The organism is Salmonella sp. 32070601201500089SM, assembly GCF_017573605.1.
GTDB lineage: Bacteria > Pseudomonadota > Gammaproteobacteria > Enterobacterales > Enterobacteriaceae > Salmonella > Salmonella enterica.
The window spans coordinates 25,386-51,613 of sequence record NZ_JAGETK010000007.1 but is presented as its reverse complement, the minus strand read 5'-3'; the positions used below and the strand labels follow the sequence as shown (position 1 = coordinate 51,613).

22 protein-coding genes are annotated in these 26,228 nt (G+C 53.8%); 12 read left to right on the top strand and 10 right to left on the bottom strand.

The features are described 5' to 3' along the window. Positions 1-32: 32 nt before the first annotated feature. Positions 33-2,789: a two-component sensor histidine kinase BarA gene (barA, locus tag J4728_RS12930; protein ID WP_000186400.1), complete on the top strand. Its 2,757-nt coding sequence runs from the start codon at positions 33-35 to the stop codon at positions 2,787-2,789. Between the two features lie 43 nt (positions 2,790-2,832). Here barA and J4728_RS12925 read toward each other — a convergent pair whose 3' ends face one another. The 4 genes from J4728_RS12925 to gudP form a co-directional block, all read right to left on the bottom strand. Continuing rightward, positions 2,833-3,975: a glycerate kinase gene (locus J4728_RS12925; protein WP_000706493.1), complete on the bottom strand. Its 1,143-nt coding sequence runs from the start codon at positions 3,973-3,975 to the stop codon at positions 2,833-2,835. 77 nt (positions 3,976-4,052) lie between these two features. After that, a complete protein-coding gene (gene gudD / locus J4728_RS12920) occupies positions 4,053-5,393 on the bottom strand; it encodes a glucarate dehydratase (RefSeq protein ID WP_000107113.1) in 1,341 nt (446 codons plus the stop codon). A gap of 20 nt (positions 5,394-5,413) precedes the next feature. Beyond that, positions 5,414-6,754 (bottom strand): enolase C-terminal domain-like protein, encoded by a 1,341-nt coding sequence (locus J4728_RS12915; RefSeq protein ID WP_208211848.1) that lies wholly within the window; start codon positions 6,752-6,754, stop codon positions 5,414-5,416. Then, complete coding sequence (gene gudP / locus J4728_RS12910) at positions 6,751-8,109, bottom strand: galactarate/glucarate/glycerate transporter GudP (protein WP_000097016.1); 1,359 nt, start codon at positions 8,107-8,109, stop codon at positions 6,751-6,753. Before gudP ends, J4728_RS12915 begins: the two co-directional genes overlap by 4 nt. 79 nt (positions 8,110-8,188) lie before the next feature. On the opposite strand from gudP, the gene J4728_RS12905 reads away from it, so the two are divergent. Then, positions 8,189-8,440: a hypothetical protein gene (locus J4728_RS12905; RefSeq protein ID WP_001626563.1), complete on the top strand. Its 252-nt coding sequence runs from the start codon at positions 8,189-8,191 to the stop codon at positions 8,438-8,440. A 149-nt stretch (positions 8,441-8,589) separates the two neighbouring features. On the opposite strand, the gene J4728_RS12900 is transcribed toward J4728_RS12905, so the two are convergent. From J4728_RS12900 to syd, 4 genes are all read right to left on the bottom strand, one after another. After that, positions 8,590-9,039 (bottom strand): flavodoxin, encoded by a 450-nt coding sequence (locus J4728_RS12900; protein ID WP_000807739.1) that lies wholly within the window; start codon positions 9,037-9,039, stop codon positions 8,590-8,592. Between the two features lie 18 nt (positions 9,040-9,057). After that, positions 9,058-9,840 (bottom strand): tRNA pseudouridine(65) synthase TruC, encoded by a 783-nt coding sequence (truC, locus tag J4728_RS12895; protein ID WP_023219391.1) that lies wholly within the window; start codon positions 9,838-9,840, stop codon positions 9,058-9,060. Beyond that, positions 9,840-10,169, bottom strand: coding sequence for a YqcC family protein (locus J4728_RS12890; RefSeq protein WP_114051051.1), 330 nt, complete (start codon positions 10,167-10,169; stop codon positions 9,840-9,842). Before J4728_RS12890 ends, truC begins: the two co-directional genes overlap by 1 nt. Before the next feature lie 611 nt (positions 10,170-10,780). Next, positions 10,781-11,326, bottom strand: coding sequence for a SecY-interacting protein (gene syd / locus J4728_RS12885; RefSeq protein ID WP_000343990.1), 546 nt, complete (start codon positions 11,324-11,326; stop codon positions 10,781-10,783). A 68-nt stretch (positions 11,327-11,394) separates the two neighbouring features. Between syd and queF the strand changes: the two genes are divergently transcribed. The 5 genes from queF to xni all read left to right on the top strand — a co-directional run bounded on the left by queF (position 11,395) and on the right by xni (position 17,925). Continuing rightward, the gene (gene queF / locus J4728_RS12880) at positions 11,395-12,243 is read left to right on the top strand and encodes an NADPH-dependent 7-cyano-7-deazaguanine reductase QueF (protein WP_208211846.1); all 849 of its coding nucleotides are present in this window, start codon (positions 11,395-11,397) and stop codon (positions 12,241-12,243) included. Positions 12,244-12,355: 112 nt separating this feature from the next. Further along, complete coding sequence (gene ppnN, locus J4728_RS12875) at positions 12,356-13,720, top strand: nucleotide 5'-monophosphate nucleosidase PpnN (RefSeq protein WP_000627973.1); 1,365 nt, start codon at positions 12,356-12,358, stop codon at positions 13,718-13,720. 564 nt (positions 13,721-14,284) lie between these two features. Next, entirely contained in the window at positions 14,285-15,574 is a 1,290-nt protein-coding gene (sdaC, locus tag J4728_RS12870; RefSeq protein ID WP_000450462.1) for an HAAAP family serine/threonine permease SdaC, read from the top strand. A gap of 58 nt (positions 15,575-15,632) precedes the next feature. Then, on the top strand, positions 15,633-17,000 hold the full coding sequence (gene sdaB, locus J4728_RS12865) for an L-serine ammonia-lyase II (protein ID WP_208211845.1): 1,368 nt from the start codon (positions 15,633-15,635) through the stop codon (positions 16,998-17,000). 169 nt (positions 17,001-17,169) lie between these two features. After that, positions 17,170-17,925 (top strand): flap endonuclease Xni, encoded by a 756-nt coding sequence (gene xni / locus J4728_RS12860; protein ID WP_001670245.1) that lies wholly within the window; start codon positions 17,170-17,172, stop codon positions 17,923-17,925. A 91-nt stretch (positions 17,926-18,016) separates the two neighbouring features. On the opposite strand, the gene fucO is transcribed toward xni, so the two are convergent. Both fucO and fucA read right to left on the bottom strand, forming a co-directional pair. Then, the gene (gene fucO / locus J4728_RS12855; RefSeq protein WP_208211843.1) at positions 18,017-19,165 is read right to left on the bottom strand and encodes a lactaldehyde reductase; all 1,149 of its coding nucleotides are present in this window, start codon (positions 19,163-19,165) and stop codon (positions 18,017-18,019) included. A 16-nt stretch (positions 19,166-19,181) separates the two neighbouring features. After that, the gene (gene fucA / locus J4728_RS12850) at positions 19,182-19,829 is read right to left on the bottom strand and encodes an L-fuculose-phosphate aldolase (protein ID WP_000440819.1); all 648 of its coding nucleotides are present in this window, start codon (positions 19,827-19,829) and stop codon (positions 19,182-19,184) included. Between the two features lie 555 nt (positions 19,830-20,384). On the opposite strand from fucA, the gene fucP reads away from it, so the two are divergent. The 5 genes from fucP to fucR all read left to right on the top strand — a co-directional run bounded on the left by fucP (position 20,385) and on the right by fucR (position 26,225). Continuing rightward, positions 20,385-21,707 (top strand): L-fucose:H+ symporter permease, encoded by a 1,323-nt coding sequence (gene fucP / locus J4728_RS12845; RefSeq protein ID WP_080219558.1) that lies wholly within the window; start codon positions 20,385-20,387, stop codon positions 21,705-21,707. Positions 21,708-21,738: 31 nt separating this feature from the next. Further along, positions 21,739-23,514: an L-fucose isomerase gene (gene fucI / locus J4728_RS12840; protein WP_000724126.1), complete on the top strand. Its 1,776-nt coding sequence runs from the start codon at positions 21,739-21,741 to the stop codon at positions 23,512-23,514. Positions 23,515-23,614: 100 nt separating this feature from the next. Further along, positions 23,615-25,033 (top strand): L-fuculokinase, encoded by a 1,419-nt coding sequence (gene fucK / locus J4728_RS12835; protein WP_001670246.1) that lies wholly within the window; start codon positions 23,615-23,617, stop codon positions 25,031-25,033. A 1-nt stretch (position 25,034) separates the two neighbouring features. Next, on the top strand, positions 25,035-25,457 hold the full coding sequence (gene fucU, locus J4728_RS12830) for an L-fucose mutarotase (protein ID WP_208211840.1): 423 nt from the start codon (positions 25,035-25,037) through the stop codon (positions 25,455-25,457). Positions 25,458-25,514: 57 nt separating this feature from the next. Then, complete coding sequence (gene fucR / locus J4728_RS12825) at positions 25,515-26,225, top strand: L-fucose operon activator (protein WP_000642330.1); 711 nt, start codon at positions 25,515-25,517, stop codon at positions 26,223-26,225. The last annotated feature ends 3 nt before the right edge of the window (positions 26,226-26,228 follow it).

Below are 26,228 nucleotides of genomic sequence, written 5' to 3'. Positions count from 1 at the left end.
GTGTGACCCTAATTGTCCCATAACGGAACTCCATGACCAACTACAGCCTGCGCGCACGCATGATGATTCTGATCCTGGCCCCGACCGTCCTGATAGGTTTGCTGCTCAGTATCTTTTTTGTAGTGCACCGCTATAACGACCTGCAGCGTCAACTGGAAGATGCCGGCGCCAGTATTATTGAACCGCTCGCCGTCTCCAGCGAATATGGTATGAACTTACAAAACCGGGAGTCTATCGGCCAACTTATCAGCGTCCTGCACCGCAGACACTCTGATATTGTGCGGGCGATTTCCGTTTATGACGATCATAACCGTCTGTTTGTAACGTCTAATTTCCATCTGGACCCCTCACAGATGCAGCTTCCCGCCGGAGCGCCGTTTCCACGTCGTCTGAGTGTCGATCGCCACGGCGATATTATGATTCTGCGCACCCCGATTATCTCGGAGAGCTATTCGCCGGACGAGTCAGCGATTGCCGACGCGAAAAATACCAAAAATATGCTGGGGTATGTGGCGCTTGAACTGGATCTCAAGTCGGTCAGGCTACAGCAATACAAAGAGATTTTTATCTCCAGCGTGATGATGCTTTTTTGTATTGGCATTGCGCTGATCTTTGGCTGGCGGCTTATGCGCGATGTCACCGGGCCTATCCGTAATATGGTGAATACCGTTGACCGCATTCGCCGCGGACAACTGGATAGCCGGGTGGAAGGATTTATGCTGGGCGAACTGGATATGCTGAAAAACGGCATTAATTCCATGGCGATGTCGCTCGCCGCCTATCACGAAGAGATGCAGCATAATATCGATCAGGCCACCTCGGACCTGCGTGAAACCCTTGAGCAGATGGAAATCCAAAACGTTGAGCTGGATCTGGCGAAAAAGCGTGCCCAGGAAGCGGCGCGTATTAAGTCGGAGTTCCTGGCGAACATGTCGCACGAACTGCGAACACCGCTGAACGGCGTCATTGGCTTTACCCGCCTGACATTAAAAACGGAGCTGAACCCCACCCAGCGCGACCATCTGAACACCATTGAGCGTTCCGCGAATAATCTGCTGGCGATCATTAATGACGTGCTCGACTTCTCCAAGCTGGAAGCCGGTAAGCTCATTCTGGAAAGTATCCCTTTTCCACTGCGCAACACGCTGGATGAAGTGGTTACGCTGCTGGCCCACTCGTCGCATGATAAAGGGCTGGAGTTGACGTTAAATATTAAAAACGACGTCCCGGATAATGTGATTGGCGACCCGCTGCGCCTGCAACAGGTCATTACTAATCTGGTGGGCAATGCCATTAAGTTCACCGAGAGTGGCAATATCGACATTCTGGTAGAAAAGCGGGCGCTCAGTAACACCAAAGTACAGATTGAAGTGCAGATCCGCGATACGGGGATCGGCATTCCGGAACGCGACCAGTCGCGACTGTTTCAGGCGTTTCGCCAGGCCGATGCCAGTATTTCTCGCCGTCACGGCGGCACCGGGCTTGGGCTGGTGATTACGCAAAAGCTGGTCAACGAAATGGGCGGGGATATCTCTTTCCACAGCCAGCCTAATCGCGGCTCGACCTTCTGGTTTCATATTAATCTTGATCTTAACCCAAATGTCATTATTGACGGGCCGTCGACCGCATGTCTGGCCGGAAAACGGCTGGCTTATGTCGAACCGAATGCTACCGCCGCGCAATGTACCCTGGATCTACTGAGCGACACGCCGGTGGAAGTGGTTTACAGCCCGACCTTCTCCGCGCTGCCGTTAGCGCACTACGATATTATGATTTTGAGCGTTCCGGTGACCTTCCGCGAGCCGCTCACCATGCAGCATGAACGTCTGGCGAAAGCGGCGTCAATGACGGACTTTCTACTGCTGGCGCTACCTTGCCATGCGCAAATTAACGCCGAAAAGCTGAAACAAGGAGGCGCGGCGGCCTGTCTGTTAAAACCATTGACGTCAACGCGCCTGTTGCCAGCGCTGACGGAATATTGCCAGTTGAATCACCATCCTGAACCGCTGCTAATGGATACCAGTAAAATCACCATGACGGTTATGGCGGTTGATGATAATCCCGCTAATCTGAAGCTTATCGGCGCGTTACTGGAAGATAAAGTCCAGCACGTAGAGCTTTGTGATAGCGGACATCAGGCGGTGGATCGGGCGAAACAAATGCAGTTTGATCTGATTTTGATGGATATTCAGATGCCGGATATGGACGGCATACGCGCCTGCGAATTGATTCACCAGCTTCCTCATCAGCAGCAAACACCGGTTATTGCCGTTACGGCACATGCGATGGCCGGGCAAAAAGAGAAGTTGCTCAGCGCGGGCATGAACGACTATCTGGCTAAACCGATAGAAGAAGAGAAGTTGCATAATCTGTTGCTGCGCTATAAACCTGGCGCCAACGTAGCAGCGCGTCTGATGGCGCCGGAACCAGCTGAATTTATCTTCAATCCGAATGCAACGCTCGACTGGCAGCTTGCGCTCCGCCAGGCTGCCGGTAAGCCCGATCTGGCGCGGGATATGCTGCAAATGCTGATTGATTTTCTGCCGGAAGTGCGCAACAAAATTGAAGAACAACTGGTGGGAGAAAATCCCAACGGCCTGGTCGATCTGGTCCATAAGCTACACGGGAGCTGCGGCTATAGCGGCGTACCGCGGATGAAGAACCTTTGCCAGCTTATTGAGCAACAGCTTCGCAGCGGCGTCCACGAAGAGGAGCTGGAGCCTGAGTTTCTGGAGCTGCTGGATGAGATGGATAATGTTGCGCGTGAAGCGAAGAAGATATTAGGCTGATATTCGCCGGATGGCGGCGTGACCGCCTTATCCGGCCTACAACTCAGCGTAACTGTTGCCCCGCTTTCAGCGTTGCAGCCACGTTGCGCGCGGTCATTCGTACGTTTTCACTCGCATTCTTCAGCGCGTCCTCCAGCGTGCAGATGGTATAAATCACGCTGAAAACCGCATCAAGCCCATGTTCATGAACCACGCTAACGTCCGCCGTCAGGCTACCCGCAATACCAATTACCGGCTTGTTATACCGTTTGGCGATGTTTGCCACGCCAATAGGGACTTTACCGTGAATGGTCTGGCTGTCGATGCGTCCCTCGCCGGTGATGACTAAATCAGCATCCGCAAGACACGCTTCCAGATGAAGCGCATCGGTGACAATCTCAATGCCACGCCGTAGCTGCGCGCCGCAAAACGCGTATAACGCCGCCCCCATGCCGCCTGCCGCGCCGCCGCCTGCCAGATCCAACACATCGACATGCAGATCGCGGGCAATCAAATGCGCATAGCGAGTCAATGCCGTATCCAGGCGTTCAATCATTTCCGGCGTCGCCCCTTTTTGCGGACCAAAAACCGCAGACGCGCCCTCTTTGCCGGTAAGGGGATTCGTGACATCGCAGGCGACCTCTATATGGCACGCCGACAAACGCTTATCCAGGCCGCTGATATCAATGCTGGCGAGTGTTTCCAGCCCAATGCCGCCTTGCGCAATATCATTGCCCTGCGCATCCCGTAGCCTGGCCCCCAGCGCCTGTACCATCCCCGCGCCGCCATCGTTGGTGGCGCTACCGCCGATACCAATAATGATATGCTCAACGCCCGCATCCAGCGCATGACGGATCAGCTCGCCGGTTCCCCATGACGTGGTCTTCAACGGATCGCGTTGCGCGGGCGGCACCTGCTCCAGCCCGCTGGCGGCCGCCATTTCAATGAATGCGGAACGCGCATCGCCGGAAAGCCCATAAAACGCATTGACGCGATGCCCCAACGGCCCGGTGACCTCAACATGCACGATTCGACCCACCGTCGCTTCAACCATCGCTTCGACAGTACCTTCTCCGCCATCAGCCAGCGGTAATTTCAGGTAATCGGCGTCAGGCCAGATCTCGCGAAATCCTTGTTCAATGGCGGTCGCTACCTCAAGAGCACTCAAACTTTCCTTATACGAGTCTGGTGCGATCACTATTTTCATAAGTCGTCCTTACGCATGTTGATCCTGTTAAGCATACACCCAGAGAAGGACCGGTTCCTTACGGAACCGGCTCTGACTTAACGCACCATGCAAGGACGCTTATTATCAAACGTCCAGCCAGGAATTAAGTACTGCATTCCCATCGCGTCGTCACGCGCGCCTAAGCCATGTTTTTGATAGAGCTCATGCGCTTTCATCACCTGATCCATATCGAGCTCAACGCCCAGACCCGGTTTGGTCGGTACTTGCACCATGCCGCCTTTAATTTCAAACGGTTCTTTAGTCAGACGTTGGTTGCCTTCCTGCCAGATCCAGTGGGTATCGATCGCGGTGATCTTGCCCGGCGCCGCCGCGGCAACATGGGTAAACATCGCCAACGAAATATCAAAGTGGTTGTTAGAGTGCGAGCCCCAGGTCAGACCGAACTCATGACACATTTGCGCCACGCGTACAGAGCCTTGCATAGTCCAGAAGTGCGGGTCCGCCAGCGGGATATCGACGGATTGCAGCGACAGCGTATGCCCCATTTGACGCCAGTCGGTCGCTATCATATTGGTGGCCGTCGGTAATCCGGTCGCGCGACGGAATTCCGCCATCACTTCACGTCCGGAAAAACCCTGCTCCGCGCCGCACGGATCTTCTGCATAGGCCAGAGAACCTTTTAGGTATTTACCAATGCTGATCGCTTCGTTCAGCGACCAGGCACCGTTTGGATCGAGCGTAACGCGCGCTTGTGGGAAACGTTTCGCCAGCGCCACGATTGACTCGGCCTCTTCTTCGCCCGCCAGCACGCCGCCTTTCAGTTTGAAGTCGTTGAAGCCGTATTTTTCATAGGCGGCTTCCGCCAGACGCACTACCGTTTCCGGCGTCATCGCCTCTTCATGGCGCAGACGATACCAGTCGCATTGCTCATCCGGCTGGCTCTGATACGGCAGCGGCGTGGCCTTGCGATTGCCGACAAAGAACAGATAACCCAGCATTTCGACTTCGCTGCGCTGCTGACCGTCGCCTAACAGCGAAGCGACGTTGACGCCCAGGTGTTGGCCCAAAAGGTCAAGCATTGCCGCTTCAATGCCAGTCACCACATGGATAGTGGTACGGAGATCGAACGTTTGTAAGCCGCGTCCGCCCGCATCGCGATCGGCAAACTGGTTGCGAACGGCGGTCAGGACATTTTTATATTCACCCAGCGTTTTTCCCACCACCAGTGGGATCGCATCTTCCAGCGTTTTGCGAATTTTTTCGCCGCCCGGAATCTCGCCGACCCCGGTATGGCCGGAGTTATCTTTAATAATGACGATGTTGCGCGTGAAGAACGGGGCGTGCGCGCCGCTCAGGTTCATCAGCATACTGTCATGACCCGCAACCGGGATAACCTGCATTTCAGTCACTACAGGCGTCGTAAATTGAGTACTCATAACTGTGTCCTTATTCAGAATTAGTGACGACCAAAAACAGGGCGTTTGCGGTCAAAAGTCCAGCCGGGGATCAGGTATTGCATCGGGCCTGCATCATTACGCGCGCCGCCTGGCAGCTTTTTATACGCGTCATGCGCTTTTCGCACCTGTTCCCAGTCAAGCTCCACGCCCAGTCCTGGCGCATCCGGAACGGCAATTTTGCCGTTTTTAATTTCCAGCGGATTTTTAGTCAGGCGGCAATCGCCCTCCTGCCAGATCCAGTGCGTATCAATAGCGGTGGGTTTGCCTGGCGCCGCCGCGCCGACATGGGTAAACATCGCCAGTGAAATATCAAAATGGTTATTCGAATGGCAGCCCCAGGTTAGCCCCCAGTCATCGCACAGTTGCGCCACGCGAACGGCGCCGGTGAGAGTCCAGAAATGCGGGTCGGCAAGAGGAATGTCTACCGCGTTGAGCATCACCGCATGCCCCATTTCGCGCCAGTTGGTGGCGATCATATTGGTCGCCACCGGCAGTCCTGTCGCGCGGCGGAACTCCGCCATGACTTCACGACCAGAGAATCCTTGCTCCGCGCCGCACGGATCTTCCGCGTAGGTCAGTACATCTTTCAGCCCTTTGCACAACGCAATGGCTTCATCCAGTAGCCAGGCGCCGTTCGGATCCACGGTAATACGCGCGTCCGGGAAGCGTTTTTTTAGCGCGCGAACGGTAGCAATCTCTTGTTCGCCCGGCAGCACGCCGCCCTTGAGTTTAAAATCTTTAAAGCCGTAGCGATCCTGAGACGCTTCCGCCAGCCGCACGACCGCGTCGCTGTTCAGCGCTTCCTGATGGCGCAGGCGATACCATTCATGGCTGCCCGGCGTGCTTTCCAGATACGGCAGATCGGTTTTAGTGCGATCGCCAATATAGAAGAGATAGCCCAACACGGTGACGGCATCGCGCTGTTTACCTGGCCCTAACAGTTCACAGACCGGCACATTAAGCGCCTGTCCCAGTAGATCAAGCAGCGCCGCTTCCAAAGCCGCCACCGCGTTAACCCGCAGTTCAAACGTCCATGCGCCTTTGCCAAAGGTGTCAAAATCAGCGGCCTGGTTGCCTTTATGCACCTGCTGCACCACTTTGTTCAGGCGGGCGACTTCCTGGCCTAATACCATCGGAATAGCATCGACCAGCGTCTGATAAATCACTTCTCCGCCCGGCGCCTCGCCGACGCCAGTATGCCCGGCGTTATCGGTGAGGATGACGATGTTACGGGTGAAGTACGCGTTATGCGCGCCGCCGATGTTGAGTAGCATACTGTCATGTCCGGCAACCGGAATGACCTTCATATCCGTAATAACGGGACTGGATTGCGTTGTCATGATAATTGTCCTACGACAGGTTTCAGTTCAATACGCTTAATATCGCCTACCAGCACCAGATAGCTGATGATGGCCACCAGGGCATGTACGCCGACATAGATCAACGCGCCGTTGAAGGAACCGGTGGTGCCAACGATGTAACCAATCGCGATTGGCGTCACAATACCGGAGATATTGCCGAACATATTAAACAAGCCGCCGGAAAGACCGCTGATCTCTTTCGGCGCGGTATCCGCCATTACTGCCCAGCCCAACGCGCCGATACCTTTACCGAAGAAGGCCAACGCCATAAAGCCGATGATCATCCATTCCACGTTCACATAGTTACAGAACACCATAACCATTGACAGCAACATTCCCAGCACAATCGGCGTCTTGCGCGCGATATTCAGGGAGCCAGTACGACGCATCAGCCAGTCGGAAATGATGCCGCCCAACACGCCGCCGATAAAGCCGCAGACTGCAGGAACCGAGGCGACAAAGCCCGCTTTGAGAATCGACATGCCGCGCGCCTGGACCAAATAGACCGGGAACCAGGTAATAAAGAAATAGGTCAATGCGTTAATACAGTACTGACCGATGTAAACGCCAATCATCATACGAGAGCCCAGCAGCTGTTTGATCTGGCCCCATTTGACGCTAAACGGTACTTTCGCTTTGGTGTCTTTCTGATCCATATTGATCAGCGCGCCGCCTTCTGCGATGTACTCCAATTCTTTCTTATTTACGCCCGGATGGTTATTTGGTTCATGGATAACTTTCAACCAGATAAAGCTGATGATGATCCCTAACCCGCCCATAAAGAAGAAGACATGCGACCAGCCCACTTCGTGCGTCAGCCAGCCCATAATCGGCGCGAAAATAACCGTGGCAAAGTATTGCGCGGAGTTAAAGATGGCCACCGCCGTTCCCCTCTCCTGCGCCGGGAACCAGGCTGCAACAATGCGACTGTTGCCCGGGAAAGAAGGCGATTCCGCCAGACCAACCAGGAAACGAAGCGTAAAGAGGGCGACAATAATGCCGAAACCACTAAAGATATCGACAAAACCCTGCAACAGGGTGAAGACTGACCAAATGAAAATAGACCAGAAATAGACGCGTTTGGAACCAAAGCGGTCCAGCAGCCAGCCGCCCGGGATCTGCCCGATAACATAGGCCCATGAAAAAGCAGAAAAAACATAGCCCATGCCTACCGGATCAAGGCCGATATCTTTGGCCATTTCTGAGCCGGCAATGGACAATGTGGCGCGGTCGCCGTAGTTGAAGGATGTGACGATAAACAGCATCACCACTATCCAGTAGCGGGCGTTCGTGCGTTTCTCCGCACTGCTCGCCGCGTGACTTAATGAACTCATTGTTGCACTCCTGAAATTTCGCGTTAGCTACGCTCACTCTGAACTGCACAACCGGTAGGGAATCAGAGATAACGTTTCCTTGTTGCAGCTTTTATTAGGTCGTTTGCTTTGCACGCTGCATGCTTTTATTCACTGGCAGGAGAAGTATAAAAAGCGCGCCACACACACTCACCGTGCAACAACACAGTATTTTGGCGATGAATTACGCCTGTTTATGGCAAAAGCCCAGGACAGTGGAAGCCACTTCACGGAAATGAAATCAGAAGGCGTCGGCGTCGACGCAGGAGGAGTAAAAAGAGAAGAATGTGAAACAGGTCGCTTGATTACATGAAAACGCCCGTAAAAAACTGCCGCTTTTGCGGGCATATGCCCAAAGCTAACACAATTCAGTTACTTTACACTGTGTACAGGTCGTGATTTTGCTTACTGGCAACGCAAGCAAACGAAAAGGTACCCTCCCGTAGGGGGGAGGGATTTACCTCAGGAAAGTAAAGTTCCCCAGTTTTCAACCCAGGGATTGGACTGGCTCTCCGGCTCCGGATGTTCGCTGGCGTCAATGAATAACATCTCCCCCACCCGCTGCGCGCTTTGCTCTTGCAACAGGGCATCAAACTGTTTGCCGCCATTACAGAAATTGGGGTAGCTGCTATCACCTAGCGCAATCACCCCGTAACGCAGGTTTGGTTGAAAACCGACTGTATCTTTAATGCCGTGAAAGAGCGGCGCAATGCTATCCGGTAGATCGCCCTGCCCGGTCGTCGAGGTAACGACCAGCGCAACCTTATCCTGATATTGCTGCCAGTCAGACAGTTCAGGATCTTCAAACACGGTCGCGCTGTGGCCCTGTCTGGCGAGGATCGCTTCCGCTTCTTCCGCCACCAGCAGTGAGTTGCCATACATGGTCCCGACAAAAATACCAATTTCCGCCATTATGCGTATCTCCCTGAATTATGTCAGATGAGTCTCATCCTGCCGGGACGCCGCCGTAAACTCAACCCTTTCATTGTCAGGGAGAAGTCCCCGCCAGCCAAACTGCGTCAGCGCCTGCATCCAGGTTTCATCCAACCCGGCCTGAATCATCAACGGCTGTCCGGTGAAGGGGTGCGTCAGCTCAAGCCGACTGGCATGAAGCATCAGGCGACGACAGGCAAAATGCTCTGCGGCGCTGCGGTTTTGTCGCAAATCGCCATGTTTACTGTCGCCGATGATAGGATGACGCAGATGCGCCAGATGACGACGAAGCTGGTGCTTGCGTCCCGTTTTTGGTTCCAGCTCAACCAGACCATAACGCGTGGTGGGATAACGTCCGGTCGGCACCGCCATTTCGACCGTCGCCAGTCCGCGATAGTGCGTTACAGCCGGCTGGGGCGCTTTATCTTCGCGGGCGAATTTATCGGCAATTTTATCGCGCTCTTCCACCAGCGGATAATCCAGTACCGCGTCATCCATCAGCCAGCCGCGCACAATGGCATGGTAGCGTTTACGGATGTGGTGCTGCTCGAACTGCTGCGCCAGACGGCGTCCCGCTTCGCTGGACAGCCCCATTAACAGTACGCCCGACGTGGGTCTGTCGAGACGGTGGGCGGTAAAAACATGCTGGCCGATTTGGTCGCGCACCGTTTGCATGACCACGACTTTTTCGTCGCGATCCAGCCAGCTCCGGTGAACAAGCCAGCCTGCGGGTTTATTCACGGCAACCAGCCACGGGTCTTGATAGAGGATCTCCAGCATCAGGATTCATCGCGGGCGAATAGCGCATCCAGATCCTGCAAAACCGCCAGGATCGCCTCCCGCTGCGGATGATCCGCCGCCAGCGCCATTTCATAATAAGGGGCGACGGCAAACGCCTCGGGCAGCGGCTGCGCATTATCAAGTAGGGTATGCATACGTGGGATCAGTACCCATTGCAGCCATTCCAGCGGTTCCATGGTATCCATATAAAATGGTTGAGTGCTGGTAAACAGGTGCGCCTGCGGCGCATCCAGCCGCCAGTGGCGATGCTCGCGCAGCAGCGTTTCAAGCGCATGTAACTGCTGACGCACACGGTCATGAGTCGTCATGTTAAAAACCTCAATGATGAAAATCTGGCGCGAAGAATAACAAAAAAAAGGGAGCACTGTATAAACAGTGCTCCCGGTTCGTTTCGCAGCATTCCAGCTACTTTTCGTGCTCCCTGCTCATCCGTGACAACTTTTCCTGTGACCTTACGGCCTGTTCATCCTGAACGTTTGCATCCTGCGCACATCGCCCGATGTGATAGCTTCTTCCTGAAGCGTCCCTGGTCATCCAGACCCGCCGAACATCCTGATCGGCTCTCGTTCTCCGTCCTGGAGGTGTCCTTTAACGCATCCTGCGCTTTCCACTTTGCTTCATCCTGAAGCCTTTCCTTGTAACACCATCCTGGCGTGTCCTGCTGAAGCGTCATCATCCTGACGTTCGCTTCGTTGTACGACTCCCTGTCGACGAAGATAGAATCGCCTGTTTCACCTTGTCTTACAAGACGCTTACAGACAATACCTTAAGTAAATTTTCATATGAAAGTGCGCAAAAACATTTTAACATGTTGTTTTATATATATTTATATAAGAAAATGGGGCTCAGTATCCGCTGATATCCTGGCGATCTCCTACAGACTTTGTAAGAGATCTCTCACACCCGTTAGGGCAAACGATTACAGAAGAGGATTAAGTTGCGTAAGGAATTCCGCAAGCGTTGCGGCAAGAACGGTACGATTACGGGTGCCCAGCGTTTCTTTAATCACCTCGCCGGACAGATTACAGACCGAAATGACCTCAAGCTCATTTTCTTGCGTCGCAATAAAAAGCGTGGGAGGAAGCTTGAGCCGCTTTTGCGTGACCAGGTGGCCTATCAGATTTTCCTGCACGCGCCGAAAGTCATCCTGACTCCAGGTTTGCAGTAGCGTAAGCTTTTCATCCGCAAACTGCGCGGGCATGTCGCCAGCAAACTGCGTGGTGTAAAACGCGTGGAGCGCAGGTTGTACCATAATATCAAAGGCGCGTTCAACCGCGTTTACATTTTCTTCGCCTTCAAAAGGTTGCGGCTGCCAGTAAACGGCATCGCGGGTTGAAGAAATAATGCACGGAGAAGGTACGCCATACAGTTCTTCGCTCAACGGCCAGCTACCGTGTTTTTCTTGCCACGCGTCGCAGTAACGCGTCGTAAAGGCTTTCAATGCCTGCGCTGTCAGTTCGTCCACCAGTTTCTCTCTTCATAAAAGCCAGGATACACTTGGCGCATAGTGTATCTGGTTTATGACGGTGAAACATGTCTTCTTATGAAAACCATCAGGCTCTCGATGGCCTGACTCTCGGAAAATCAACGGATTACCGGGACAATTATGACGCCAGCCTGCTGCAGGGCGTACCGCGCAGTTTGAATCGCGACCCGCTCGGATTAACAGCCGATAATTTGCCGTTCCACGGCGCGGATATCTGGACGTTGTATGAACTTTCCTGGCTTAACAGCCAGGGTCTTCCGCAGGTCGCCGTCGGGCATGTCGAACTGGATTACACCAGCGTTAATTTAATCGAATCCAAAAGCTTTAAACTGTATCTGAACAGCTTTAACCAGACGCGCTTTGACACCTGGGAGACGGTGCGCCAGACGCTGGAGCGCGATCTGCGCGCCTGCGCGCAGGGCAACGTTAGCGTGAGGCTTCATCGTCTTGATGAGCTGGAAGGACAGCCTGTCGCCCATTTCCACGGCGCCTGTATTGACGATCAGGATATCAGTATCGACAACTACCAGTTTACTACCGACTATCTGCAACATGCGGTCAGCGGCGAGAAGCAAGTAGAGGAGACGCTGGTCAGTCATCTGTTGAAATCCAACTGCCTGATCACCCACCAGCCGGACTGGGGCTCGATACAAATTCAGTATCGCGGGCGCAAAATCGACAGGGAAAAACTGCTGCGTTATCTGGTCTCCTTCCGTCACCATAATGAATTTCACGAGCAGTGCGTAGAGCGTATTTTCAATGACATTCTGCGCTTCTGCCAGCCGGAAACGTTAAGCGTTTATGCACGCTATACCCGCCGCGGCGGGCTGGACATTAATCCCTGGCGCAGCAATACCGATTTCGTGCCCACCACGGGCAGGCTGGCGCGACAGTAATTTTTTTGTCAATTTTGCGTGCCGGATTGCGCATGTAAGGTTGTGAAAGGTCATCAGCCAGGGCTATTGTAATCAACAGGGAATGGCGTGTTGCGTCCCATAAGGAGTTTACTTGATTACACATATTAGCCCGCTTGGCTCAATGGATATGTTGTCGCAACTGGAAGTGGACATGCTGAAACGCACGGCCAGTAGCGACCTGTATCAACTGTTTCGTAACTGTTCACTTGCCGTTCTTAACTCCGGCAGCCTGACCGACAACAGCAAAGAGCTGCTGTCCCGCTTTGAAAATTTCGATATTAACGTACTGCGCCGCGAGCGCGGCGTGAAGCTGGAATTGATTAACCCGCCTGAAGACGCTTTTGTTGACGGGCGGATTATTCGTGCGCTACAGGCTAACCTGTTCGCGGTGCTGCGCGACATTCTCTTTGTGAATGGGCAGATCCACAATGCCGGCCGTTTCCAGCATCTGGATCTTGAAAGCTCAACACATATCACCAATCTGGTGTTCTCCATTTTGCGCAACGCCCGGGCGCTGCACGTCGGCGAAGCGCCAAACATGGTGGTATGCTGGGGCGGCCACTCAATTAACGAAAACGAGTACCTGTATGCCCGTCGCGTCGGCACGCAGTTGGGATTACGCGAGCTGAACATCTGCACCGGCTGCGGCCCTGGGGCGATGGAAGCCCCCATGAAGGGCGCGGCGGTCGGTCACGCGCAACAGCGTTATAAAGACAGCCGCTTTATCGGCATGACTGAACCTTCCATTATTGCGGCTGAACCGCCTAACCCGCTGGTGAATGAACTGATCATCATGCCGGATATCGAAAAACGCCTGGAAGCGTTCGTCCGTATCGCACACGGTATCATCATCTTCCCGGGCGGCGTGGGTACGGCGGAAGAGCTGCTTTATTTGCTGGGGATTCTGATGAATCCAGCCAATAAAAATCAGGTGCTGCCGCTGATCCTGACCGGACCAAAAGAGAGCGCCGATTACTTCCGCGTGCTGGATGAGTTTATTACCCATACGCTGGGCGAAGCGGCCCGCCGTCATTACCGCATCATCATTGATGATGCGGCGGAGGTAGCGCGGCTGATGAAGAAAGCGATGCCGCAAGTGAAAGAGAATCGCCGTGATACCGGCGACGCCTATAGTTTTAACTGGTCGATGCGTATTGCACCGGATCTTCAGGTGCCGTTTGAGCCGTCGCATGAAAATATGGCCAACCTGAAACTGTACCCGGATCAGCCGGTTGAGATTCTGGCGGCGGATCTGCGACGCGCCTTCTCCGGTATTGTCGCGGGGAATGTGAAGGAGGTCGGGATACGCGCCATTGAAGCTAATGGTCCGTATAAAATCCACGGCGATCGAGAGATGATGCGTCGCATGGACGATCTGCTGCAGGGATTCGTCGCGCAGCATCGTATGAAATTACCAGGTTCCGCCTACATCCCCTGTTACGAGATCTGCGCTTAGCGCTTATGCCCGGTTGCCGCCAGCAGCCGGGCGCTTCTCCCATTCCTTTCATTGCGGTATGGCGATTCACGTATTCCTTCATTTTTTATGATGATCATCAGAGGCATAGCCCGCATTGTTTTATAAACACCATTTATAATTCATCATAAATAGATTGCCAGGCAAACGTTTACCTGACTCCTCTTACCGTGATTTATCGGTTCAAACTCTCATTCTTCGCAAGAATCCACTAAAAACCTTGATTTTTATAGTCAAACCTCCGTATCTTGCGCCCCAATCTTTCCGGCCTTATATCGTTAATGGTAGCCTTCGCGCCCGGAAATTCGTTATGACGTTTTTTTAATAGATTAATGGTCCAAATTTATCCATGTAAGAAGCGGATTATTGCATTTGAGATCGGGATCACTGATAGATTCATCACTTAAATGTATCTTTCCGCCCGAAAATTATTACGGCGAAAAATTATATAAAAAGCGTCCCTAAGCAGATTTCATTTTACGATCAGGTCTTTTTTCATTGGATTAGACCAGCAACCTGATTTTTAGCATCCTCCAGGAGAAATAGATGGAAACCACTCAGACCAGCACGATTGCTTCGATTGACTCTCGAAGCGCATGGCGCAAAACGGATACCATGTGGATGCTGGGCCTTTACGGCACGGCAATCGGCGCGGGCGTTCTGTTCCTGCCGATCAACGCAGGCGTCGGCGGCATGATTCCGCTCATCATCATGGCGATTCTCGCTTTCCCGATGACCTTTTTCGCACACCGTGGTTTAACCCGCTTCGTGCTGTCCGGTAAAAACCCGGGTGAAGACATCACTGAAGTCGTTGAGGAACACTTCGGTATCGGCGCAGGTAAACTGATTACCCTGCTCTACTTCTTCGCGATTTACCCCATCCTGCTGGTTTACAGCGTGGCGATTACTAATACCGTGGAAAGCTTCCTGACCCACCAGTTAGCGATTAATCCGCCGCCGCGGGCGATTCTTTCCCTGATCCTGATTGTTGGCATGATGACCATCGTGCGCTTCGGCGAGCAAATGATCGTTAAGGCGATGAGTATCCTGGTATTCCCGTTCGTCGCTGCGCTGATGCTGCTGGCCTTGTACCTGATCCCGCAGTGGAACGGCGCGGCGCTGGAAACTCTGTCCTTTGATTCCGCCGCGTCTACCGGTAACGGTCTGTGGATGACGCTGTGGCTGGCGATTCCGGTGATGGTTTTCTCTTTCAACCACTCCCCGATCATCTCCTCCTTCGCGGTTGCGAAGCGTGAAGAGTACGGTGAAGGCGCTGAGAAGAAATGTTCTAAAATTCTGGCCTTCGCCCACATCATGATGGTGCTGACCGTGATGTTCTTCGTCTTCAGCTGCGTGCTGAGCCTGACGCCGGCAGATCTGGCAGCGGCAAAAGAGCAGAACATCTCTATTCTGTCTTACCTGGCGAACCACTTTAACGCGCCGATCATCGCCTGGATGGCGCCGATCATTGCGATGATTGCTATCACCAAATCCTTCCTCGGCCACTACCTGGGCGCGCGTGAAGGCTTTAACGGGATGGTGATTAAATCGCTGCGTGGTAAAGGTAAATCCATCGAAATCAACAAACTGAATAAAATTACCGCGCTGTTCATGCTGGTCACCACCTGGATTGTGGCGACGCTGAACCCCAGCATCCTGGGCATGATTGAAACCCTGGGCGGCCCGATCATCGCGATGATTCTGTTCCTGATGCCGATGTATGCCATCCAGAAAGTACCGGCAATGCGTAAGTACAGCGGTCATATCAGCAACGTATTCGTTGTGATTATGGGCCTGATTGCCATCTCCGCTATTTTCTACTCACTGTTCAGCTAAGTCCTTTAGCGCCGCTTACCGCGGCGCTTCTCTATGATACAACCGCAATGGATGCCCTATGATTAGCGTATTCGATATTTTTAAAATCGGCATTGGCCCTTCCAGTTCTCACACCGTCGGACCAATGAAAGCAGGCAAGCAGTTCACGGACGATCTGATTGCCCGCCATATCCTTACAGATGTCACACGCGTCGTGGTGGATGTCTACGGCTCTCTGTCATTGACGGGTAAAGGCCACCACACTGATATCGCCATTATTATGGGCCTGGCGGGGAATCTGCCGGACACCGTCGATATCGACGCCATTCCGTCCTTTATTCAGGATGTGAACACCCATGGGCGTTTACTACTGGCCAATGGGCAGCATGAAGTCGAATTTCCGGTCGATAAGTGCATGAATTTCCACGCCGACAACCTGTCTCTGCATGAGAACGGGATGCGTATTACCGCGCTGGCGGGCGATAAAGTGCTCTACAGCCAAACCTACTACTCCATTGGCGGCGGCTTTATCGTCGATGAAGAGCACTTTGGTTTGACAAATAGCGAACCCGTTAACGTACCGTATCCTTATAAAACCGCCGCGGATTTACAGCGCCACTGCCAGGAGACGGGTCTGTCGCTCTCCGGTCTGATGATGCAAAACGAACTGGCTCTGCACAGTAAAGAAGCGCTGGAGCAGCACTTCGCCAGGGTCTGGGAGGTAATGCGCAGCGGCATTGAGCGCGGTATCACCACCGAGGGCGTATTGCCGGGCAAACTGCGCGTTCCGCGTCGCGCGGCGGCGCTGCGTCGGATGCTGGTCAGTCAGGATAAGACCACCACCGATCCGATGGCGGTCGTCGACTGGATCAATATGTTCGCTCTGGCGGTGAACGAAGAGAATGCCGCAGGCGGACGAGTAGTCACTGCCCCGACTAACGGCGCATGTGGTATTGTTCCGGCGGTGCTGGCGTACTATGACAAGTTTATCCGCGAAGTAAATGCTAACTCGCTTGCTCGCTATATGCTGGTCGCCAGCGCGATTGGCTCGCTGTATAAGATGAACGCCTCTATTTCCGGCGCCGAAGTGGGTTGTCAGGGAGAGGTCGGCGTGGCCTGTTCCATGGCGGCAGCGGGTCTGGCCGAGCTGCTGGGCGGTAGCCCGGCGCAGGTGTGCATCGCCGCAGAAATCGCCATGGAGCATAATCTGGGGTTAACTTGCGATCCGGTTGCCGGTCAGGTACAGGTTCCCTGCATTGAGCGTAACGCAATTGCTTCAGTCAAAGCGGTCAACGCCGCGCGAATGGCGCTGCGCCGTACCAGCGAACCGCGCGTATGCCTCGATAAAGTGATTGAGACCATGTACGAAACCGGTAAAGACATGAACGCTAAGTACCGCGAAACTTCGCGCGGGGGCCTGGCGATGAAGATCATTACCTGCGATTAATTCTCAGCACATTTTAGGATCTGTAGGCCGGATAAGGCGCTCGCCGCCATCCGGCTTTGTTGCCTGATGTCGCTTCGCTTATCAGGCCTACGGATAGCGCTATTTCGCAATGCTCGCCTCCCCCCGCCGTGAATGTTACCCTACGCGCAGGTTTGTAAGGGAGAACACCGTGGCTGCTCATCTGCTTATCGTCGACGCGCTCAATTTGATTCGCCGTATTCACGCCGTTCAGGGATCGCCCTGTGTGGAAACCTGCCAACACGCGCTCGATCAATTGATTATCCACAGCCAGCCAACCCATGCCGTAGCGGTATTTGATGACGACGCGCGCAGCAGCGGCTGGCGTCATCAGCGTTTACCGGACTACAAAGCAGGACGTCCGCCGATGCCTGACGATTTACATAATGAAATGCCCGCCCTACGCGCCGCGTTTGAACAGCGCGGCGTACGCTGTTGGGCATCAGACGGTAACGAAGCGGACGATCTGGCGGCGACGCTGGCGCTAAAAGTTACCGAAGCCGGACACCAGGCAACCATTGTGTCAACCGATAAAGGCTATTGCCAGTTGCTCTCTCCGGGATTGCGCATTCGCGACTACTTCCAGAAACGCTGGCTGGACGCGCCGTTTATTGAAAAAGAGTTTGGCGTACTTCCCCGGCAGTTGCCGGATTACTGGGGTCTGGCAGGAATCAGCAGTTCGAAAGTCCCCGGCGTTGCCGGTATCGGCCCCAAAAGCGCGACCCAGCTGTTGATTCAGTTTCAAAATCTGGAGGGAATTTACGCCCATCCGGACGAGGTGCCGGAAAAGTGGCGCAAAAAGCTTGAGACGCATAAAGAAATGGCATTTCTCTGCCGCGATATTGCACGTCTGCAAACCGATTTACATATCGACGGAAACTTACAGCAGCTACGGCTGGCGCGGTAGTTTTGTTGCCGGATGGCGGCGTGAACGCCTTATCCGGCCTACAGAACTGCACGAAATGTAGAGCGGATAAGCGCAGCGCCATCCGGCAAAATTACCAGGCGGTATGATACAGTTCGACAATGTCCGCCAGACTCGCTTCACGCGGATTGCCGCCCGTGCAGACATCATCGAACGCCGCCTGCGCCAGCGCCGGGATATCCTCTTTTCGAACGCCGACATCACGCAAATGCAGCGGAATTCCCACATCGCGATTTAGCGTAAATACGGCTTCCACTGCGGCATTACGCGCCTCTTCAAGACTCAATCCTTCTACCTTCACCCCCATCGCCCGGGCGATATCACGGAATTTCTCGTTGGTAGACCCGGCATTAAAACGCATCACATGCGGAAGCAAAATAGCATTCGCGACGCCGTGCGGCGTGTTGTAAAACGCGCCCAGCGGATGCGCCATCCCATGCACCAGTCCCAGCCCCACATTGGAAAACCCCATCCCGGCAACGTATTGCCCCAGCGCCATCGCCTCACCGGCCTCTTTTTCTCCGGCCACGGCGCCGCGCAGCGCGCCAGCAATAATCTCAATGGCTTTGATATGTAATGCATCCGTCAGCGCCCATGCGGCCCGGGTAATATAGCCTTCAATAGCATGGGTTAGCGCATCCACGCCCGTTGCCGCTTTCAGCGCGGGCGGCATACCGTCCATCATATCGGCATCGATAAATGCCGCCTGCGGAATATCATGCGGATCGACACAAACGAATTTGCGCCGTTTCTCTTCATCGGTAATCACATAATTGATAGTGACTTCCGCCGCGGTTCCCGCCGTTGTCGGGATCGCCATAATCGGCACGCTGGGTTTACGGGTCGGCGATAGCCCTTCCAGACTGCGCACATCGGCAAATTCCGGATTGTTACTGATAATACCGATCGCTTTGCAGGTATCCTGCGGAGAACCGCCGCCAATGGCGATGAGATAGTCCGCGCCACTTTGGGTAAAGACCTTAAGCCCTTCCTGGACAACGGAAATCGTAGGATTAGGGATCACGCCCGCATAGATCTCCCACGCCAGCCCTGCGGCATCCATTCTGCTTGTCACTTTATCGACCACACCGCATTGCACCAGCGTTTTATCGGTAATAATCAGCGCTTTATGATAACCGCGGCGCGTCACCTCATCGGTTAATGCGTCCACCGCTCCCCGGCCAAACCATGCCGTTTCATTCAGAATCATTCTGTTCGCCATCGCCTGTCTCCTGACATCACTCTTCAATACGTAATCCGTAAGTTTTAAATTTCTCCAGTACGATAGCGATCGCCTCGTCATCCAGTACCGGTACCGGATCGACAATGGCCAGCGTACTTAAATAGAGCTGCGCCAGCACTTCCACTTCATGCGCCAGCCACAACGCTTTGTCTAAATTTTCTTCACAAGCGATAAGCCCGTGATGCTGTAACAGCGTCGCTTTACGATTTTTAAGCGCCACGGCAACATGGTCAGAAAGTTCGCGGGTGCCAAAAGTGGCGTAGGGCGCGCAGGGAATAGAGTTTCCTCCTGCGGCGGCAATCATGTAGTGAATCGCCGGAATCGGGCGATTCAGGATCGAGACTGCCGTACAATGGACAGCGTGGTTATGTACCACGGCATTGGCGTCAGGGCGCGTCTGGTATGCCGCCATATGAAAACGCCACTCGCTGGAAGGCAGCTTGCCCTGCTCATGCTGACCGTCAGCATCAATAAAGACAATGTGCGACTCTGTCAGCTTCTCGTAGGGGATCCCCGTCGGCGTAATCAGCAATCCGCCCTGATAACGTACGCTCACGTTACCTGCCGTCCCCTGATTTAACCCTAACCGCGTCATTTCCAGACAGGTATCAATAATCTGCCGCGCCAGTCTATTTCGTTCCATTATTTACCTCTCTCTGTGATTCAAAATGAGACAACAAAACCGCCTTTCGCATCGCGCTGCTGTCCTGTTGAAATAATCGAATAGTTAGCAACTATCATCATACTGAATAAAGAGAAGGGAATTTAAATAACGATATTTTGTGATTCACATCAATTAATTCGCCACGATAAACCAGACGACTACCGTTTCTCTCGCCGATAAATGCCCGCTCTTAATAATATTTTTTAAAACGGGCAAAAATGAAGAATAAGCTACTACTGCCCGTTTTCGTGGCAATAATTTAATTCGGGCATTCAGTCTGTGGTTTTTTAAATTAAACATCTCAAACGGTCATTTTTTTATGAAAATTAAAGTGATGATAATCACAGAACGCTCTGCTCTCAGGTATAAATGTGACCGCCATCATATTAAAAGGCCTTTTTTATTTGAAAATGAATCCATGAGTTCATTCCGGACGCCAATTTATTACCGGTAAGAAAAGCGAACTCACCTAATTTTACGGTCTGGTGACCAGAACCGACCGCACGCAAAAGCTTCTGAACCGATGAGGATGCTATGGGAAACACAACAATACAAACACAGAGTTTTCGTGCTGTGGATGCAGAGCAAAGCAAAAGCAAAAGCAAGCGCTACATTATTCCATTCGCCTTACTTTGCTCGCTATTTTTTCTGTGGGCCGTCGCCAATAATCTGAATGACATTTTATTACCGCAGTTTCAACAAGCTTTTACGCTAACTAACTTTCAGGCCGGACTTATTCAGTCAGCCTTTTATTTCGGTTATTTCGTCATTCCAATTCCCGCGGGGATTTTGATGAAAAAACTCAGTTATAAAGCAGGGATTATCACCGGGCTTTTTTTGTATGCTGTTGGCGCCGCATTATTCTGGCCTGCCGCCGAGATAATGAATTACACATTATTTTTAATTGGCCTGTTTATCATCGCCGCCGGTTTAGGCTGCCTTGAAACTGCGGCCAACCCTTTTGTTACGGTATTAGGTCCAGAAAGCGGCGGACATTTCCGGCTTAATCTGGCGCAAACTTTTAACTCCTTTGGCGCTATTATCGCCGTTGTGTTTGGGCAAAGCCTTATTTTGTCTAACGTGCCGCATCAATCGCAAGAAGCGCTTGATAAAATGACGCCAGATCAGCTTAGCGCCTATAAACACAGCCTGGTGTTATCGGTACAAACGCCATACATGATTATCGTCGCCATCGTATTAGTAGTTGCGCTGCTGATTATGCTGACCAAATTTCCGGCCCTGCAAAGTGACGATCATAGCGATGCTAAACAAAGCTCTTTCTTATCTTCTCTCTCCCGACTCATCCGTATCCGCCACTGGCGCTGGGCGGTGCTGGCGCAGTTCTGCTACGTGGGGGCGCAAACCGCCTGCTGGAGCTATCTGATCCGCTACGCCATTGAGGAGATCCCTGGAATGACGCCCGGTTTCGCCGCCAACTACCTGACCGGCACGATGGTGTGCTTCTTTATCGGCCGTTTCACCGGGACCTGGCTTATCAGCCGCTTCGCGCCGCATAAAGTGCTGGCCGCCTACGCCCTGTTTGCCATGCTCCTGTGTCTGATTTCCGCCTTTAGCGGCGGACATATCGGCCTGCTGGCGCTGACGTTGTGTAGCGCATTTATGTCAATCCAGTACCCGACCATCTTCTCGCTGGGTATCAAAAATCTGGGACAGGACACTAAGTACGGCTCGTCTTTTATCGTCATGACCATCATTGGCGGCGGTATTGTCACGCCAGTAATGGGCTTCGTTAGCGACGCCGCAGGCAAAATCCCGACCGCCGAACTGGTTCCGGCATTGTGCTTTGCCGTCATCTTCATTTTTGCCCGTTTCCGTTCACAAGCGGCGACAAACTGAACATTTATCCGAATAACGTGAGGAATCTGTCATGAAAAAAATCAGCTTACCGAAAATCGGTATCCGCCCGGTGATTGATGGACGTCGTATGGGCGTACGCGAGTCGCTCGAAGAGCAAACCATGAACATGGCGAAAGCGACGGCGGCGCTCATCACCGAGAAAATCCGCCACGCCTGCGGGGCTCAGGTGGAGTGCGTCATTGCGGATACCTGTATTGCCGGAATGGCGGAATCCGCCGCCTGTGAAGAAAAATTCAGTAGCCAGAACGTGGGCGTGACCATTACCGTTACGCCGTGCTGGTGCTATGGCAGCGAAACCATTGATATGGACCCGATGCGTCCGAAAGCCATCTGGGGCTTTAACGGCACAGAGCGTCCTGGGGCGGTTTACCTTGCCGCGGCGCTGGCGGCGCACAGCCAGAAAGGCATTCCGGCGTTCTCCATTTATGGCCATGACGTGCAGGATGCCGACGATACCTCCATTCCTGCCGACGTCGAAGAAAAACTGCTGCGTTTTGCGCGGGCAGGGTTAGCGGTAGCCAGCATGAAAGGCAAAAGCTACCTCTCCGTCGGCGGCGTGTCGATGGGGATCGCGGGTTCCATTGTCGATCATAACTTCTTTGAATCCTGGCTGGGCATGAAGGTGCAAGCGGTAGATATGACCGAACTGCGCCGCCGTATCGATCAAAAAATTTATGATGAGGCCGAACTGGAGATGGCGCTGGCGTGGGCGGATAAAAACTTCCGCTACGGCGAAGATCAGAACGCCTCACAGTATAAGCGCAATGAAGCCCAGAACCGCGCGGTGCTAAAAGAGAGCCTGCTGATGGCGATGTGTATTCGCGACATGATGCAGGGCAACAAGACGCTGGCGGACAAAGGGTTAGTTGAAGAATCGCTGGGCTACAACGCCATTGCCGCCGGCTTTCAGGGCCAGCGCCACTGGACCGATCAATACCCGAACGGCGATACCGCCGAAGCGCTGCTCAATAGTTCTTTTGACTGGAACGGCGTACGCGAACCGTTTGTCGTCGCCACCGAAAATGACAGTCTGAACGGCGTAGCGATGCTGTTTGGCCATCAACTCACCGGTACCGCGCAGATATTCGCCGACGTGCGAACCTACTGGTCGCCGGAAGCCGTAGAACGCGTCACCGGCCAGGCGCTCAGCGGCCTGGCGGAACACGGCATTATTCACCTGATTAACTCCGGTTCTGCCGCTCTGGACGGTGCCTGTAAACAGCGCGACAGCGAAGGCAAGCCGACCATGAAACCGCACTGGGAAATCAGCCAACAAGAGGCGGATGCGTGTCTGGCGGCCACCGAATGGTGCCCGGCGATTCACGAATACTTCCGCGGCGGCGGCTACTCATCCCGTTTCCTGACCGAAGGCGGCGTGCCATTCACCATGACCCGCGTGAATATCATCAAAGGCCTGGGGCCAGTACTGCAAATCGCCGAGGGCTGGAGCGTCGAACTGCCGAAAGCGATGCACGATCAGCTTGATGCCCGCACCAACTCTACCTGGCCTACTACCTGGTTTGCGCCGCGTCTTACCGGCAAAGGCCCGTTTACCGATGTCTATTCGGTGATGGCGAACTGGGGCGCTAACCACGGCGTACTCACCATCGGCCATGTAGGGGCGGACTTTATTACTCTCGCCGCGATGCTGCGTATCCCGGTATGTATGCACAACGTGGAGGAGGCGAAGATCTACCGTCCTTCCGCCTGGGCGGCTCACGGTATGGATATCGAAGGCCAGGATTATCGCGCCTGCCAAAATTATGGCCCGCTGTATAAACGTTAATGCGGCTTAGCCCGGTGGCGCAGGCTTACCGGGCCTACGGGCGCGTGAACCGTAGGCCGGATAAGCGTAGCGCCATCGGGCGGCGTTTATGGAGTTATCTATGAAACAAGACGTCATCCTGGTTCTCGACTGCGGTGCGACTAACGTTCGGGCGATCGCCGTTGATCGCCAGGGGAAAATTGTCGCCCGCGCCTCAACCGCTAACGCCAGCGACATTGCCGCAGAAAATAGCGCCTGGCATCAGTGGTCGCTGGACGCCATCCTGCAACGTTTCGCCGACTGCTGCAGGTCACTCTCCAGCGCCCTGTCGGAGTGTGTTGTTCGCGGTATTACGGTGACTACGTTCGGCGTCGATGGCGCGCTGGTCGATGCGCAGGGTAAGCTGCTCTACCCGGTCATCAGTTGGAAATGCCCGCGAACCGCCGCCGTGATGGAAACGATTGAGCGCTTTATCTCGCCCCGGCAATTGCAGACGCTCTCCGGCGTCGGCGCGTTCAGCTTTAACACGCTGTATAAACTGGTCTGGCTTAAAGAGAATCATCCGCGCCTGCTGGAACAAGCTCACTGCTGGCTGTTTATCTCGTCGCTGATTAACCACCGTCTGACCGGCGAGTTTACGACCGATATCACTATGGCAGGCACCAGCCAGCTACTGGATATCCATCAGCGCGACTTTAGTCCGGAAATCCTGCAGGCGACGGGCCTGGCGCGCCGCCTGTTCCCGCGTATCGTGGAAGCGGGCGCCCCGATAGGCACGCTACAGACAGACGCGGCCAGGCTACTCGGTCTCCCGGCGGGTGTGCCGGTGATCTCTGCCGGACACGATACTCAGTTCGCGTTATTCGGCGCTGGCGCGCAGCAAGGTGAACCGGTGCTCTCCTCCGGAACATGGGAGATTCTGATGGTGCGCAGCGGTCAGGTGGATACCTCGCTGCTCAGTCAGTATCCGGGCTCGACCTGTGAACTGGACAGTCAGTCGGGGCTTTATAACCCCGGAATGCAGTGGCTGGCCTCCGGTGTACTCGAATGGGTACGAAAACTGCTGTGGACGCCGGAAACGCCATGGCAAACGCTGATCGACGAAGCGCGCGCTATTCCCGCTGGCGCGGAAGGCGTACGGATGCAGTGCGATCTGCTCGCCTGCCAAAATGCAGGCTGGCAGGGCGTGACGCTCAATACCACCCGCGGCCATTTCTATCGCGCCGCGCTGGAAGGCCTGACGGCGCAACTTCAGCGTAATCTGCGCACGCTGGAGAAAATCGGCCATTTTAACGCCACAGAACTGTTACTGGTTGGCGGCGGCAGTCGCAACGCTTTATGGAATCAAATTAAAGCGAATCAGCTTGCTCTCCCTATCAAAGTGCTGGACGACGCGGAAACCACCGTGGCCGGCGCTGCCATGTTTGGCTGGTACGGCGTAGGCGAATTTAGTAGCCCGGAACAGGCGCGTGCGCAGGTCAATTATCAGTATCGCTATTTCTGGCCGCAAACCGAACCTGAAATTATTGAGGGAGTATGAAATGCTAAAAACCATTTCACCGTTAATTTCCCCGACACTGCTCAAAGTGCTGGCCGAGATGGGCCACGGGGACGAAATCATTTTTTCTGACGCTCACTTTCCCGCGCATAGCCTGGGCCCGCAGGTGATTCGCGCCGATGGTCTTAGCGTCAGCGATCTACTGTGGGCAATTATTCCGCTCTTTGAGCTGGATAGCTACGCTCCGCCGCTGGTGATGATGGCCGCCGTGGAAGGCGACACGCTCGATCCCAGCGTTGAAGCGCGCTATCGCGATGCCTTGTCATTAGAAGCGCCGTGCCCGGATATCGTTCGTATCGACCGCTATGCGTTTTATGAGCGGGCGCAAAAAGCGTTTGCGATCGTTATCACAGGTGAGTGCGCGAAGTACGGAAATATTCTTTTAAAAAAAGGGGTAACGCCGTAATCTCTTGCCGGTGCGCCCGCATGACGCGGGCGTTCATCGAATGATGGGGTGAGAAAAATGAAAGCGGCACGCCAACAAGCGATAGTCGATCTACTGATCAATCATAAAAGTCTGACCACCGAAGCGCTGGCCACCCGGCTTAACGTCAGTAAAGAGACCATCCGCCGCGATCTCAGTGAACTACAGACGCAGGGAAAAGTGCTGCGTAATCACGGACGAGCTAAATATATTCATCGTGAAAATCAGGACAGCGGCGATCCATTCCATATCCGCCTGAAAAGCCATTATGCGCACAAAGCCGATATTGCCCGTGAAGCGTTAGCGTGGATAGAAGAAGGAATGACGATTGCGCTGGATGCCAGTTCAACCTGCTGGTATCTGGCCCGCCAGTTGCCGGATATTCCCATTCAGGTTTTTACCAATAGCCATCCTATCTGTCAGGAGCTGGGAAAACGCGAACGCATTGCGCTGATAAGTTCCGGCGGCCAGCTTGAACGTAAATATGGCTGTTATGTTAATCCGTCGCTTATCTCACAGCTAAAATCGCTTGATATCGATCTGTTCATCTTTTCCTGTGAGGGGATCGACGGCGGCGGCGATCTGTGGGACTCCAATGCGATCAACGCCGATTTTAAATCTATCCTGCTCAGGCGCGCCTCGCAGTCTTTATTATTGATTGATAAAAGTAAATTTAATCGTTCAGGAGAGGCGCGCATCGGCCATCTGGATGACGTGACGCATATTGTTTCAGATGCGCCGCAATCGTAGACC